General features: G+C 68.1%; 11 protein-coding genes. 7 read left to right on the top strand and 4 right to left on the bottom strand.

Annotated features, from left to right (window positions below):
* Nucleotides 1–1293, bottom strand: coding sequence for a serpin family protein (locus tag V0Z78_RS16830; RefSeq protein WP_336345828.1), 1293 nt, complete (start codon nucleotides 1291–1293; stop codon nucleotides 1–3).
* A gap of 105 nt (nucleotides 1294–1398) precedes the next feature.
* On the opposite strand from V0Z78_RS16830, the gene V0Z78_RS16825 reads away from it, so the two are divergent.
* Both V0Z78_RS16825 and dnaK read left to right on the top strand, forming a co-directional pair.
* Nucleotides 1399–2007 (top strand): nucleotide exchange factor GrpE, encoded by a 609-nt coding sequence (locus V0Z78_RS16825; RefSeq protein ID WP_336345827.1) that lies wholly within the window; start codon nucleotides 1399–1401, stop codon nucleotides 2005–2007.
* A gap of 145 nt (nucleotides 2008–2152) precedes the next feature.
* Entirely contained in the window at nucleotides 2153–4084 is a 1932-nt protein-coding gene (gene dnaK, locus V0Z78_RS16820; RefSeq protein ID WP_336345826.1) for a molecular chaperone DnaK, read from the top strand.
* A 100-nt stretch (nucleotides 4085–4184) separates the two neighbouring features.
* On the opposite strand, the gene V0Z78_RS16815 is transcribed toward dnaK, so the two are convergent.
* Both V0Z78_RS16815 and V0Z78_RS16810 read right to left on the bottom strand, forming a co-directional pair.
* Nucleotides 4185–4805 carry an SDR family oxidoreductase gene (locus V0Z78_RS16815; RefSeq protein ID WP_336345825.1) on the bottom strand — a complete coding sequence of 207 codons (621 nt, stop codon included), beginning with the start codon at nucleotides 4803–4805 and terminating at the stop codon, nucleotides 4185–4187.
* Nucleotides 4806–4862: 57 nt separating this feature from the next.
* Complete coding sequence (locus V0Z78_RS16810; protein ID WP_336345824.1) at nucleotides 4863–6605, bottom strand: Rieske 2Fe-2S domain-containing protein; 1743 nt, start codon at nucleotides 6603–6605, stop codon at nucleotides 4863–4865.
* Between the two features lie 100 nt (nucleotides 6606–6705).
* On the opposite strand from V0Z78_RS16810, the gene V0Z78_RS16805 reads away from it, so the two are divergent.
* The 4 genes from V0Z78_RS16805 (at nucleotide 6706) to V0Z78_RS16790 (ending at nucleotide 10255) form a co-directional block, all read left to right on the top strand.
* Nucleotides 6706–7635 (top strand): WD40/YVTN/BNR-like repeat-containing protein, encoded by a 930-nt coding sequence (locus V0Z78_RS16805; RefSeq protein ID WP_336345823.1) that lies wholly within the window; start codon nucleotides 6706–6708, stop codon nucleotides 7633–7635.
* Between the two features lie 76 nt (nucleotides 7636–7711).
* Nucleotides 7712–8851: a molecular chaperone DnaJ gene (gene dnaJ, locus V0Z78_RS16800; RefSeq protein ID WP_336345822.1), complete on the top strand. Its 1140-nt coding sequence runs from the start codon at nucleotides 7712–7714 to the stop codon at nucleotides 8849–8851.
* Nucleotides 8852–8900: 49 nt separating this feature from the next.
* Entirely contained in the window at nucleotides 8901–9491 is a 591-nt protein-coding gene (locus tag V0Z78_RS16795) for a DJ-1/PfpI family protein (RefSeq protein WP_336345892.1), read from the top strand.
* Nucleotides 9492–9535: 44 nt separating this feature from the next.
* Nucleotides 9536–10255 (top strand): hypothetical protein, encoded by a 720-nt coding sequence (locus V0Z78_RS16790; RefSeq protein ID WP_336345821.1) that lies wholly within the window; start codon nucleotides 9536–9538, stop codon nucleotides 10253–10255.
* 44 nt (nucleotides 10256–10299) lie between these two features.
* Here V0Z78_RS16790 and V0Z78_RS16785 read toward each other — a convergent pair whose 3' ends face one another.
* Complete coding sequence (locus tag V0Z78_RS16785) at nucleotides 10300–12264, bottom strand: AMP-binding protein (RefSeq protein WP_336345820.1); 1965 nt, start codon at nucleotides 12262–12264, stop codon at nucleotides 10300–10302.
* Nucleotides 12265–12359: 95 nt separating this feature from the next.
* Here V0Z78_RS16785 and V0Z78_RS16780 point away from each other — a divergent pair, with 95 nt between their 5' ends.
* Nucleotides 12360–13172 (top strand): DUF7139 domain-containing protein, encoded by an 813-nt coding sequence (locus V0Z78_RS16780; protein WP_336345819.1) that lies wholly within the window; start codon nucleotides 12360–12362, stop codon nucleotides 13170–13172.
* Nucleotides 13173–13185 lie beyond the last annotated feature (13 nt).

The raw sequence follows: 13185 nt of genomic DNA, 5'->3' as shown, positions 1-13185 counted from the left end.
TCACGCGAGCGCGCCGGCGTCCCCGATCCGACCGAGGAAGAGGATCGCGCCCGTGGGCCGGTCGCGGATCAGGAAGAGAAAGGGACGATCCGCGACCACCCGGGGCGGCGCCGAGTCCGCCGCGCTCCCGGCGGTCGCCGCCGCGGCCTCCGTGCCGGCCTCGTCGACGGCGACGTAGCTCTCGTGGAAGACATCGGCGATCGCCACCGTCGCGTCGGTCATCCCACCGAACTCCGCACGGCCGAGATCGAACGCACGCTCCATACCGAGTCCGGTGAGGACTGCGTTGAGGTGGGCGTCGAACCCGAACTCGAAGCGGGGAAGGACGACCTCGACCTCGCTCGTCTCGAGGTCCGAGAGCAGCGCGTCAAGTCGGTCCGCGGTGAGATCGGCCTCGAATCGCTCGAACTCCACTGATCGTCCGTCGGGGACGATCACGACCATGCTCACCTCCTCGCCGACGTAGGGGAGTTCGACGAGCGAGATTCCGTCCCTCAGGGCGGCGGGGAACTCCGCCTTCTGTCGCATCATCGGTGTGGTGGTACTCGTTCCGTCGATGGCGGTGAACTCCCCCTCCGCGGTGTCCTTGGGGTCGAACTGCGTCGCCCAGTCGGCGAGGAGGTGGATCGCGTTCGTCACCACCAGGTGGGTGTTCGGCTGGATCGACCCCTCAGGAAGGACCTCCTCGATCCGATCGTTCGTCTCCCCGGCCACCCAGTCGTTGATCTCCGCGCGCGTCGCCTCGGACTCGGTGAAGTCGACCTGCCGAAGGCCGGCCCCGTAGTGGTCGTCCAAGGCCTCGAGGTACGCCTCGCGGTAGGGGTACTCCTCGTTCCCCCACAGCGCGTTCGTGACCGAGAGGTCGAAGGTCGCCTCGCGCCCACGCAGCCGATCGAGGAGTCCGAGGTCGTCGGCGTTCTCGGCCCGTTCGTCGAGCGCCCCGGAGAGCGATTCGATCGCCGGATGAAGCGTTTCCTGTGGGAGCTCGTAGCGCATCGCCTCGGCCATCTCGCGTTCGGTCTCGCCGCGTGCGCCCGCGAAGAGCATCGCCATCGCCACGGAGACGCTGTGTGGCGAGGCGAAGACGTTCGGTTCGTCGGACCCGGCGGAGAGCTCCCGGTGGAGCGCCAGTGCGAACGCGGCGTTCGCCCGGACGAGCGCCGAGAGCGTCTCGTCGCTCACGCTCGGTTCGGGGTCCTCGGGCGACGCCTCGCCGAGACAGCCCGCGAGCGCCGCCCCCGCCAGCGCGCCCGAGAGTGAGAGCACCTCCCGACGAGAACTCGGGGAGGACATGTGTGGGAGGTCTTCGACGACACATATATACTTTCTGTCAAATAGGAGTCTGCGTCGCAAGCGGGTTCTGTAACCCTTAACCGCATCCGGCGGCACCGTTCTGACATGAGCAACGACGAGCCAGGGACCGTCGAGGAGGAGGTCGAGACCGAGAGGGACGCCGAGGAACCGGCGGACGATCGACGGCCGTCCGAGGAATCGGATCGGATCGAGGCGGACGAGAGCGGGACGGCGGACGACCGCGTCGAGACCCTCGAGACCGAGCTCGAGGAGCGCGAGGAACGAATCGACGAACTCGAATCCCGGCTCAAGCGCACGCAGGCGGACTTCCAGAACTACAAGAAGCGCGCGAAGAAGCGCCAGACGCAGATGGAGGAGCGCGCGACCGAGGAGCTCGTCGAGCGACTGCTCGACGTTCGGGACAACCTGAACCGGGCGCTCCAGGAGGAGTCCGACGACGTCGAAGCGCTTCGCGAGGGCGTGAAGATGACGCTCGCGGAGTTCGACCGCGTACTCGACGCCGAGAACGTCCGCGAGATCACGCCCGACGAGGGCAGCGAGGTCGACCCCCAGCGCCACGAGGTGATGATGCGCGTCGAGAGCGACCGACCCGAGGGCGCGATCGACGAGGTCTACACCCCCGGCTACGAGATGGGCGAGCGGGTGCTCCGCCCGGCGCAGGTCACCGTCAGCGACGGCTCCGACGGCGAGTAGGGTGGCGTTGTGGTTCCGGTTTTTCGCCGTCCTCCGGAGCCACGAATCCCCGGAATTCTCGCGCCAGCGGTCCGGTGAGAGGGATTCTCTCACGTCCCCGAGGTAGCAAGTCTTAAACGACCGAGAGCGCAATCCTACGACAACGATGGCGAGTAACAAGATTCTGGGAATCGACCTGGGAACGACGAACAGCGCCATGGCGGTCATGGAGGGGGGCGACCCCGAGATCATCGTCAACGGCGAGGGCGACCGGACGACGCCCTCGGTCGTCGCCTTCACCGACGACGAACGCCTCGTCGGGAAGCCGGCGAAGAACCAGGCGATCCAGAACCCCGAGCGCACGATCGCGTCGATCAAGCGCCACATGGGCGAGGAGGACCACACCGTCGAGGTCGACGGCGAGGAGTACACCCCCGAGCAGATCTCGGCGATGATCCTCCAGAAGCTCAAGCGCGACGCCGAGGAGTACCTCGGCGACGAGGTCGAGCGCGCGGTGATCACCGTTCCGGCGTACTTCAACGACCGCCAGCGCCAGGCGACGAAGGACGCCGGCGAGATCGCCGGCTTCGACGTCGAACGCATCGTCAACGAGCCCACCGCCGCCTCGATGGCTTACGGGCTCGACGACGACTCCGACCAGACGGTGATGGTCTACGACCTCGGCGGCGGCACGTTCGACGTTTCCGTACTGGATCTCGGCGGCGGCGTCTACGAGGTCGTCGCCACCAACGGCGACAACGACCTCGGCGGCGACGACTGGGACCAGGCGATCATCGACCACCTCGCCCAGGAGTTCCAGAACGACCACGGCATCGACCTACGCGAGGACCGTCAGGCGCTCCAGCGTCTGAAGGACGCGGCCGAGGAGGCGAAGATCGAGCTCTCCTCACGAAAGGAGGCCGACATCAACCTGCCCTTTATCACGGCGACCGACTCCGGCCCGGTCCACCTCGAGACCTCGCTCACCCGTGCGAAGTTCGAGTCGCTGACCTCGGATCTGATCGAACGGACCGTCGAGCCGACCCAGCAGGCGCTCTCGGACGCCGGTTACTCGGCCGACGAGATCGACGAGGTCATCCTCGTCGGCGGGTCGACGCGGATGCCCCAGGTCCAGGAGAAGGTCGAGGACCTCGTGGGCCAGGAGCCCAAGAAGAACGTCAACCCCGACGAGGCCGTCGCGCTGGGCGCGGCGATCCAGGCCGGCGTTCTGGGAGGGGAGGTCGACGACATCGTCCTGCTCGACGTGACGCCGCTCAGCCTCGGCATCGAGGTCAAGGGCGGCCTCTTCGAGCGGCTCATCGAGAAGAACACCACGATCCCGACCGAGGAGTCGAAGGTGTTCACCACCGCCGCGGACAACCAGACCTCCGTCCAGGTTCGCGTCTTCCAGGGCGAGCGCGAGATCGCCGAGGAGAACGAGCTGCTCGGCGAGTTCATGCTCTCGGGCATCCCGCCGGCGCCCGCGGGCACGCCCCAGATCGAGGTGAGCTTCAACATCGACGAGAACGGGATCGTCAACGTGAGCGCGGAGGACCAGGGCTCCGGTAACAAGGAGGACATCACCATCGAGGGCGGCGCCGGACTCTCCGACGAGCAGATCGAACAGATGCAGGAGGAAGCCGAACAGCACGCCGAAGAGGACGAGCAACGCCGCGAGCGCATCGAGGCGCGCAACGACGCCGAGAGCTCGGTCCAGCGCGCGCGCAACCTGCTCGAGGAGAACGAGGAGAACGTCGACGACGAGCTCGTCGAGGAGATCGAGGAGGAGATCGAGAACGTCGAGGCCGTCCTCGAGGACGAGGAGGCCGAAACCGAGGAGCTCAAGTCGGCGACCGAGGAGCTGAGCAAGGCACTTCAGGAGATCGGCAAGCAGATGTACCAGGGTGCCCAGGAGGGCGCCGCAGGTGGCGCCGGCGGAGCCGGCGCGGGTGCCGGTGCGGGCCCCGGCGGCATGGGCGACATGGGCGGCGCCGGCGGTCCCGGTGGCGCCGGAGCGGCCGGTGCGGGCGGCCAGGAAGGCGAGTACGTCGACGCCGACTTCGAGGACGTGGACGAAGGGGACGACGAGGAGCAGTAACCCGAGCGACCGAGAACGAACTATCGTTTCGGTTCCGAACCGAACCTCCTCCGCGAACGGCCGTTACCGTATGGGGAACACGTCCGTTCGAGCGACGAATCTAGAGACCCTCCAGCGCGGACTCGATCGGCTCGTCGCCCTCGACGATCTCGAACGTCTTTCCGAACGTGTTCTCGGTCTCGAGCGCAGCGACCAGCGTCCGTGCGACGTCCTCCCGGGCGATCTCGCCGCGTTCGACCCGGCGGGCCGCCTCGATCCGCTCGGTCGGGGGCTCGTCGGTCAACGCCCCGGGGCGGACGATCGTGTAGGTCAGGTCGCTCTCCTGAAGGTGCTCGTCGGCCGCCAACTTCGCCTCGAGATAGTCTCGAAGGGCGTCGGGGCTCTCCTCGGGTCTGTCCGCGTTGATCGAACTGAGCATGACGAACCGATCGGCGCCCTGCTTCTCGGCCTCGTCGATGATGCGGATCGCGCCGTCGCGGTCGACCCCCTCGACGTCCTCGCCGCTCGAGCCCGCCGCGAAGATCACCGCGTCACAGCCTTCGACGGCGTGCGAGACGTCCTCGGTCAGGTCCGCGACGACGGCCTCGACGCCGAACCCCTCCATCTCGTTCACCTGCGATTCGTCGCGAACCATCGCCCTGACGCCGTGGTCGCTCGCGGCCAGCAGATCGGTGATCCGCTGTCCGACCCCTCCGTGCGAACCCGCGATGAGTACTTCCATCGAGATAAGGGAGGAACGGCGGCTCCAAAAGCGTACGGCCGGCACCACACGGATCGCTCAGGCCGACTCGTGGATCTCCTCGCCGCGATGCAGGCGCGAGGCGATGGTGAACGTCTGCTCTCGCTCCCTGCGGGTGGGGGTGTGGGCGGCGAGATACCGAGCCGTGGCGACGAGGTGGATCCGCCCCGTCTCGGGCCCGTCACGGTCGAACCCCCTGAAGGCGGCCTCGACGTTCTGGAGCGTGTGAAAGTTCGCGTCCTCTCGGAGCAGCGCGCCTCCCAGGGTTCGCTTCAACACGTCGGGATCGCCGCCGGAGTCGAGGTAGTCGGCGACGAGCCGGCCTGCCCTGTTGACCTCGCCCTCCTCGTCGAACGTCCCGAGGAGCGCGTCGAGCAGCTTCTCGGGCGCTGTGTCGACCTCGCGTGGCTCCGGGATCGTCGCGGGTGGCGTGTTCAGGAATCGATCGAGGTAGACGTCGATCGCGCCGTCGTAGACCGCTCGGTAGACGCCCTCGCCGTCCGTCCGCCGCGCGAGGCCGCAGACCGCGTTCGCGTAGGTGTAGGTGTGGTGGACGGTGTTCCAGTCGCGGAACTCGTTGCCCGTCGAGAACTGCGCGACTCGGATCGCGGCGGCCCGCGCGACCCGATCGGCGAGCTCCTGCGCGCTCGCCCCGGACTCGATCGCGCCGTCTAGCGCGGCGACGATCGCGTCGGGATCCTCGGAGAGCAGCGTCCCCTCGAACCCCTCGTCCGGGCTCCACTCGTCCACCGTTTCACCGGTCTCAAGTCGGTCGGAAAGGCCCTCGAACGTCTCCTCGAGCAGCGCAGCCAGGTCGACCGGCTGGCGCCACGATGACCGCTCCTCGCTTCGCTGGGCGCTCGCGAGCCCCGGGACGAGCGCGGGAAGCAGCTCGTCGGCGCGCTCCCAGCCGACGTGATCGAGCGTCTCGCAGGCCTTGTTGAGGAAGTCCATCGTGTGGCCGGTATCGAGATACCGGTGATCGGTGGCCGCGTCGACGAGCATCGAGACGAGCCGCTCCTCGGGGAGGTCGGCCGCGATCGCGCTCCGAAGGACGCGTTCTGCCCCCTGGCGGTCGCGGACCTCGATGCACTCGCGGAACCAGCGTTCCAGTCGTGCCGGATCGTGCTCCGAGCCGGCGAGGGGGTCCTGAACGAACCGCGGCGGCCGTCCCGCACAGTCGTCGGCGACCCGAACGGCGCCGACGTAGAGCGCCCGGCGACGGTCTTCGGGTTCAAGCGCGGGAAGCAGGTTCGCCATCGCCCCGAGGATCGTCATGCCGGGGCCCCAGCCCTCGTCGCGATACCGGGCGCCGAACCCCGCGACGATTCCCAACGGCTGTCCGGGCTCGACGCCCGCGTCGTCCAGACCGATTATCGACTTCGCGAGCACGAGCCGGAGGTCCTCCTCGAGACCGTCCTCCAACCTGCCGATCCAGCGTTCCGCGGGCGGTTCGTCCGCGTCGGGGTTGGGATCGACCCAGATCTCATCGCCGCGAAGCTCGACCGGGTAGGAGGGGACGTCGTCGGCAAAGGGATCGAACGTGCTGCCACACGAGAGCTCGAAGCGAGCGTGGTGCCAGTGACAGGTGAGAACGCCGTCCTCGACCGATCCCCGCGCCAGCGGGAATCCCATGTGCGGACAGCGGTTGTCGACCGCGTGGAGCGCTCCCTCGTGGCGGAAGATCGCGATCGACTGACCGCCGGTGGTGACGAGCGTCCGGTCGTCCTCGAGGTCCGCGGTCGTGGCGACGCGTACGAAGTCATCGTCGGATGTTGCCATGGAACATAGTACAGTGAACGGCGACTAACCTCTACCGGCGGGCGGCGGGCTACGTGCGGTTCACGTCGATCTTATCCGGTCGGGTGGCCTACTCCCGGCCATGTCGCTGATCGCCGGAACCGACGACGGCGTCTTTCGAGCGTCGACCGGGACGACCGAGGACGCCCAACGCGTGCTCGATGCCGGGCGCGTCATGCGCGTCCGGCGCTTCGACTCGATCGAGGGGGTTTTCGCCGCCTCGGAGACCGGACTGTATCGATCGCGCGACGGGGGCGACTCGTGGACGGACCTCGGCGTTCCGCGCGAGGAGGTCTACTCGGTCGTGGCGGGCCCCGACGGCGAGCGCCTCTACGCGGGCACCCACCCCGCGCATCTGTACGTCTCGAGCGACGACGGCGAGTCGTGGCGCGAGCTCGGGGGATTCCAGGAGCTGCCCTCGCGCGAGGAGTGGTACACGCCGCGGCATCGAAACGAGGCCCACGTCCGCAGCCTCGGAACCCACCCCGACGCGCCAGAGCGCGTGATCGCCGGCGTCGAGGTCGGCGGCGTCCACGTCAGCGAGGACCGGGGCGAGACGTGGACCGAGCGCCGGGAGGGCGTCCACGACGACGTCCACCACGTGCTCGTTCGCGGCCCGGAGACGTACGTCGCCTCGACCGGTTCGGGGCTGTACCGGACCGCGGACGCGGGCCGGTCCTGGAGCCGACTGGACGGCGGGCTCGATCACCGCTACTTCCGTGAGGCGATCACCCACGAAGGTCGGCTGTACGCCGCGGCCGCCCGGAGCTCGCCCGGCACCTGGTCGGGCGAGAACGGGGCCGATGCCGCGCTGTTCGAGTCCGAGAACGGAGACGGCTTCGAGCGAGCGCCCTATCCGGGCGGCCCCGAGGAGGTGATCCTCGCGTGGACCGTCGCGGACGGCACCGTCACGGCGGGGACGAACGGCGGGCGGGTCGTCCGGCGGAGCGAGGACGGCTGGCGGGAGGCGGGAACGCTCCCTGCGTCGATCCGGTCGCTGGCGCCGGCGTAGGGTCGTTCAACGGCCTTCGATCGAAACGACCGGAGCGGGCAGTTGAAGTGTATGAGCCGAGTAGGTCCGACAACTGATGAGCGAGGATTTCTACGACGTTCTCGGCGTGAGTCGGGACGCGGACGAGGACGAGATCAACTCGGCGTTCCGAAAGAAGGCCGCCGAGTTCCACCCCGACGTCAGCGACCACCCGAACGCCGAGGAGAAGTTCAAGAAGGCGAAGAAGGCGAAGGAGGTGCTCACCGACGAGCAGAAACGCTCGGCGTACGACCGGATGGGCCACGATCGCTTCGAGCAGGCCGAGAAGCGCGGCGGGTTCGACGGCGGCGGCGCGGGCGCCGGCGGCTTCGGCGGTGGCGATCCCTTCGGCGGCACGGGCGGCGGAGGCGGCCTCGGCGACATCTTCGAGCAGTTCTTCGGCGGGGGCGGCGGACGGGGCGGCCCCCGTGGCGGCGCCGATCTCCAGACTCGGCTGACGGTCACGCTGGAGGACGTCTACGAGGGCGTCGAGAAACAGATGACGATCAACCGGCCCGAGCGCTGCGAGGCCTGCGACGGCCAGGGCGGCACGAACCCGAGCACCTGTCCCGAGTGTAACGGCCAGGGCCAGGTCACCCAGGTCCAGCAGACGCCCTTCGGCCGGATGCAACAGACCCAGACCTGTCGGCGCTGTGGCGGCGACGGCCAGGTCTACGACGAGACCTGCAGCGAGTGTCGCGGCGAGGGACAGGTCACCCGCGAGGCGAACCTCTCAGTCGAGATCCCGCCGGGCATCCGCGAGGGCCAGACGCTGCGCATGGAGGGCGAGGGCGCTCCGGGCGAACCGGGCGCCCGGAGCGGCGACCTGTTGATCGAGATAGTCGTCGAGGACCACCCCGACTTCGAGCGCGACGGCGACGACCTCCACTACCGTCACGCCATCTCGTTCCCGCAGGCGACGTTCGGCGACACCGTCGAGGTGCCGACGATGGAGAGCTCCGTGGAGATGGACATTCCATCGGGCACTCAGAGCGGCGAGCGCTTCCGACTCGAGGACAAGGGAATGCCCCGGCTTCGGCGACGCGGCCACGGCGATCTCTACGTGACCGTCCAGGTCGTCACCCCCGAGAGCCTCAGTCCCGAGCAGCGCGAGGCACTCGAGGCGTTCGCGGAGGCCGGCGGCGAGGAGATCGAGGTCGAGCAGGGCTTCTTCGAGCGGATCAAGAGCTCCCTATAGGGTCGGCGCCAACGCTTATCGTGGGGCACCACGAACCGTTCGGGGAGCCCTGACAGGAAAGAACATACTGCTGTTGGCAGGCGACTTCGTCGAGGACTACGAAGTGATGGTGCCGTTCCAGACGCTCCAGACGGTTGGCCACGAGGTCCACGCGGTCTGTCCCGAGAAAAGCGCCGATGACCAGGTGAAGACCGCGATCCACGACTTCGAGGGCGATCAGACCTACACCGAGAAGCCGGGCCATAACTTCACGCTGAACCAGGACTTCGACGCGGTCGATCCCGAGGAGTACGACGCGCTCGTGGTACCGGGCGGGCGCGCCCCGGAGTACCTCCGGACGTACGACGAAGTGCTGGAGATCGTCCGGCACTTCTTCGAGGCCGAGAAACCGGTGGCGGCGCTCTGTCACGGCGCGCAGATCCTCGCGGCCGCGGACGTCCTCGACGGGCGGAACTGTACCGCCTACCCCGCGCTGAAGGCGGAGGTGATCGCCGCGGGCGGGAGCTGGGAGGACGACGTCACGCGCGACGGCAACCTCGTCACCGGGCCGGCGTGGCCGGACCACCCCGCGTGGCTCGCCGAGTTCCTCGATCTCCTCGGGACCGACGTCGAACACGCCGAACCCGCGACGGCGGACTGAGCGGATCACACAGCGGCTTTCTATCGGGACGATCAACGGGAGGCATGGACACCATCGGCGAGCTGGTCGCCCGCGACCGGCGCTCGCGCGAGCCGGCGCTTCGGGCGCGGATGGGCGTGAACACCCGTTATGACTACTACCAGCTCTGTACGACGGCCCACAAGACGGGCAACTTCCTCAGTCACCGGGGGGTACGCGCCGGCGAACGGGTCGCGATCGTCGCGAGCGAGAGCGGCGCGCCGATCCTCTCGCTGTTCGGGGCGGCGCTGCTCGGCGCGCGCGTCCGGTTCGACCCACCTCGAGAGATCGACGCCCGCGTCCTCGTGGCGCCCGCAGACGTGATCGAGACGTACGACCTGCCACCGAGCGCAACCCGCGTCGCCTACGACGGGGAGAGCGACGATCCCGCGGTCGAATCGTTCGGCGAGAGCGTCTGGAGCGAGAACCCCTTCTGTCCGATGCCGCCCGAGATCGGCCCGGAGACGGCGTTTCTGGCGACCGATGGGGACGAGTACGAGCACGGTGAGCTACTCGCGGCTACGGAGAGCGTCGTCGAGCGGTGGGAGCTCGACTCGGGCGACGCAGTGGCGATCCGCGCGCCTCTCTCGCGACCCGGAACGATCGTCGCGGGAGTGCTCGCGCCGGTGTCGGTCGGCGCGACGATCGTCTTCCCGGGTGCGGAGGCGGAGGCCGACGTCGCCGTGGCGGAGGACGACACACCGGAGCCGGTCACGGTCGATCCGGCGGACGTTCCGCTTCGGTAGGTCCTCGGCACGCGATCCCCCCGGGGTGGGCGACGAACGGTCGGTCAGTGCGCCCGTTCGAGCTTCTCCATCGCGCCGGGGTTCTCGATCGAGCTCATGTCGCCGAGCTCCTCGCCCGTATACGAGGCCTGCACCGCTCGTCGGATGATCTTCCCGCTCTGGGTCTTCGGGAACTCATCGACGAACAGCACCTCCCGTGGACGGAACGGCTTTCCGAGCTCCTCGCCCACCTGCGCTCGAAGCTCCTCTCGCAGGTCGTCGCTCTCCTCGGCGTCGTCCTCGAGGATGACGTAGGTGACGACCGCCGTTCCGGTCGTCTCGTCGGGCACGCCGACCGCGGCGGCCTGGTTCACGGCGCCGTGGTCCATCAGCGCGCCCTCGACCTCGGCGGGGCCGACCTTCCGCCCGGCGACGTTGAGCGCATCGTCGGCTCTCCCGTGAAGGAACCAAAATCCATCAGAATCCTTCTGGGCCCAGTCGCCGTGATCCCACATCGGCGGATCCTCGAACGTCGACCAGTACTCCTCGAGATAGCGCTCGTCTCCCTCCCAGAGCGACTTCGTCATGCTCGGACAGGAGTCACGAGCGACCAGAAAGCCCCGCTCGTGGGCGTCGGCGACCGATTCGCCGCTCGAGTCGACGATGTCGACGTCCATTCCTAATCCTGGTCCGCCGAGTGTACACGGCTTGAGCGGCTGGATCGGCATCGGCATCAGGAAGCAGCCACAGATCTCCGTCCCGCCGGACATGTTGATGATCGGCGCCTCGCCGCCGCCGACCTTCTCGTAGAACCACTCCCAGGCCTCGGCGTCCCACGGCTCGCCCGTCGAGCCCAGCAGTCGAAGCGAGGAGAGGTCGTGGCGCTCCACGTACTCGTCGCCGTGTTTGCGAAGCGAGCGGATCGCGGTCGGCGAGATGCCGAACTGCGTGATCGAGTGGCGGTCGATCATCTCCCAGAACCGATCGGGTTGGGGGTGGTCGGGCGCGCCCTCGTACATCACCATCGTCCCGCCGAAGGTGTGGACGCCGATCAGCGTCCAGGGGCCCATCATCCAGCCGATGTCCGACACCCAGAAGAACCGATCCGCGGGTTTGAGGTCGAAGGCGAAGTGGACCTCCTTGGGACACTGTACCTGGACGCCCGCGTGGGTCTGGACGATCCCTTTCGGCTTCCCGGTGGTGCCCGAGGAGTAGAGCAGCATCGACTCCTGGTTCGAGGGAAGCGACTTGGTCTCGTACTCGTCTGGCTGGGAGCCGACGGCCTCCTCCCACGTCTCGTCGCGCTCCTGACGGTCGTAGTCGGCGCCCAGCCGCTCGAAGACGATCGTGTGCTCGACGCTTCCGGCCTGCTCGATGGCCTCGTCGGCCGACTCCTTCAGGTGGACCTCGCTCCCGCGGCGGTAGAAGCCGTCCCCCGTGAACAACACCGAACAGCCGCCGTCCTCGAGGCGGGTCGCGGCGGCGTCGACGCCGAAGCCCGAGAAGATCGGGACCGCGATCGCACCGACCTTGAAACACCCATATAGAATCGAGATCACCTCGGGCACCATCGGCATGTAGAGCCCGACGGTGTCGCCGGTCTCGACGCCGCGCGCCTCGAGGGCGTTCGCGACCCGATTGGCCTGGCGGTGGAGCTCGTGATAGGTGATCTCGCGGACGTCGCCGGGCTCGCCCTCCCAGATGCAGGCGACCTTGTTGCGGGTCTCGCTGTCGGGGGCGGCGTGTCTGTCGACGACGTTGTGCGCGACGTTGAGCCGCCCACCGGGGTACCAGTCGGCGAACTGCGGGCCGTTGCTATCGTCGCGTACCCGGTCGTATTCCTCGTAGAACTCGATTCCCAGGTGGTCGACGAGTTCGTCCCAGAACCACTCCATCTCGCCGGTGGTCCGCTCGATGAGCGTGTCGTAGTCCTCGATGCCGTGTTCCCGCATGAACGCGTGAACGTTCGTCGATTCGACGAACTCCTCCGAGGGTTCGTGGACGATCTCGGTAGTGTCTGGCGATTCCATAGCGAACGGTCCCCCACGGACGACAAAGAGGTTTTCCCGACTTTATTTCCTATATCTATAGAGAAATTTTTATAGGATGAGTATGTATCTATCGCATGGCCGGTCTCACGGAGGTATACAGCGGGGCGGGCGCTGACGCGAGCACGCGCCGGCTGGCGCTCGGCGGCGGGCTGTTCGTCCTCGGCGTGACCCTCGCGGCGCTCGGAGCGCTCTTCGGAACGACCGAACTCCTCGCCGACGTCGGTTACGGGGTCTACGAGTCACGTCGCATCGCGGGCGTTCTCGCCGGGTTCGGCGTACCGGCGGCGTTTCTAGGGATCGTGACCGTCCTGCCGGCGACACGTCGGGTGCGCACCACTGCGGTCGGCGGGGCGACGCTCGCCGGCTGTGGCGTCGTCTGGTTCTGGACGGCGTATCCGGCCGACTGGGCGGGCTACGGCCGAGATCTGACGTTTCCAGTGGTCGCCTGCTACCTGCTCGGCACTGCGGCGACGTTCGCCTGTCTGTTCGTCGCCGTCGCCCGGTTCAAGACGCGAAACTCCCCCGGTGGGACCGTCTCGCTCGACGTCGTCCGCAGGGGAGAGACGCGGATCGTCGAGGTCGAACGGCCCGTGGGCGTGGGTAGCGTCGGCCTCCTTGGCTCGTCCGACGTCCCCACGTCCACCCCACCCGCGTCGGCGGAACCCCGCGGTGACGGCGGCTCCGAGACGGCGCCGCCTGGTTCGCCGGTCGACCGCTACTGCGGGAACTGCGCCCACGTCGACTACGCCCGAACCGAGGACGGCATCCGTCCGTACTGCCGTCGACACGAACGCCTGCTCGAGTCGATAGACGCCTGCGAGGAGTGGACCAGCAACGCTCCCGAACGGCCGGCTCGACCGTCGGACCCCGGTCGGTCGAACGGCTGAACGGCGACGTCCG

It is taken from the genome of Halalkalicoccus sp. CG83, assembly GCF_037081715.1.
In the GTDB taxonomy this organism is placed as follows: Archaea; Halobacteriota; Halobacteria; order Halobacteriales; family Halalkalicoccaceae; genus Halalkalicoccus; species Halalkalicoccus ordinarius.
Note: the sequence above shows the minus strand (reverse complement) of the source record. Positions and strands in the feature narration are given on the sequence as shown.